Raw genomic sequence first — 1,489 nt, forward strand, 5'->3', positions numbered from 1 at the left:
GATGCAGAACCCGGTGACCGGCTCGGGCGGGATGCTGCTGGGGACGGTCCGTGAGGTGGGGCCGGAGTCGCCGTTGGGGTTGGCGGTCGGTGATCGTGTCGCCACGTTGGTGTCGCTCACGCTCACGCCGCTGCGCATCACCGACGGCCTGGCCCGGTGGGACGGCGCGGGGGAGCAGGTCCCGTGCGAGGGCACGGCGGTGCTGTTCGGTCGTTCGATCGCGGCGGTGCTGCCCGGTGACCTGCCGGAGGAGCTGTCCCTGTCCGTTCTCGACGTGTGCGGCGCTCCGGCCCTGACCGATCGGGTGGTGCGCCGCCGCAGCGGCCCGTCGGTGCTGGTCCTGGGTGGTGGCGGCAAGTCGGGGTCGTTGTCGTTGGCGGCGGCTCGTCGTGCGGGCGCGTCGCGGTTGGTCGCGTTGGTGCCCGCGGAGCGGGAGGCGGAGGCGGTGCGTGCCGCGGGGCTGGCCGATGTCGTGGTCGTGGCGGATGCGCGTGATCCCGTCGCGGTGGCCCGCGCGGTGGGGGAGAGGGTCGACGTGACGGTGGTGTGCGTCGACGTGCCGGGTTGCGAGCACGGGGCGATCCTGGCCACCGCCGACGGGGGCACGGTGGTGTTCTTCTCGATGGCGACCTCGTTCCCGGCCGCGGCCTTGGGCGCGGAAGGTCTGGCCGCGGACGTGGAGATGCTCGTCGGCAACGGCTACGTGCCAGGTCACGCCGCGTTCGCCCTGGACCTGGTGCGCGCCGAACCTGCCGTGCGGGCGTTGTTCACCCACCGGCAGACTCAGCAGGCGTGACTACCGTGAACGGCGTCCCGGCGTCGACCAGTGCCCCGACGCGCCTGCTCGTGGGGGGACGCATCCACTCCCCGACCTCACCCGACGCCACCGCCATGGCGATCACCGACGGCACGGTCGTGTGGTTGGGGCAGGACTCGGTGGGCCGTGCGTTGCACCCGGACGCCGAGGTGGTGGACCTGGGGGGTGCTTTCGTGGCTCCCGCGTTCGTCGACGCGCACGTCCACGCGACGTCCGCCGGGCTGCTGCTCACCGGGTTGGACCTCACCGGGTGTCGTTCGGTGGCCGAGTTGCTCGCTGCCGTACGTGGCGCGGAGGGGCCGTTGGTGTGGGGTCACGGTTGGGACGAGACGCGGTGGCCGGAGAACCGGCCGCCCACGCGGGCCGAGCTGGACGCCGCGGCCGGGGGTGCGCGGGTCTACCTGTCCCGCATCGACGTGCACTCGGCGCTGGTGTCCTCGGCGCTGCTGGACCTGGCCCCGGGTGCCCGTGCCGCGGACGGCTACACGCCGGACGGGCCGTTGTCGCGTGCGGCGCACCACCACGTGCGGCGTGCCGCGAAGGACGCCATCCCCGTCGACCGGCGTCGGGCCGCGCAGCGGGCGTTCCTGGAGCACGCCGCGTCCCGGGGTGTCGCGTCGGTGCACGAGTGCGCCGGGCCGGACATCTCGTCCCGTGACGACCTGGCGGACC

Annotated in this window: 2 protein-coding genes; both read left to right on the forward strand. The window is 74.1% G+C overall.

Annotation, left to right across the window (positions count from 1 at the left end):
- The coding region (locus AB0G02_RS39825) for an L-erythro-3,5-diaminohexanoate dehydrogenase (RefSeq protein ID WP_360805599.1) at positions 1 to 796 on the forward strand (796 nt) is incomplete at its 5' end.
- Positions 793 to 1,489: amidohydrolase family protein (locus tag AB0G02_RS39830; protein ID WP_360805602.1), on the forward strand; the 697-nt coding region annotated here is incomplete at its 3' end. The genes AB0G02_RS39825 and AB0G02_RS39830, both read left to right, overlap by 4 nt.

The organism is Actinosynnema sp. NPDC023658, assembly GCF_040639995.1.
In the GTDB taxonomy this organism is placed as follows: domain Bacteria; phylum Actinomycetota; class Actinomycetes; order Mycobacteriales; family Pseudonocardiaceae; genus Actinosynnema.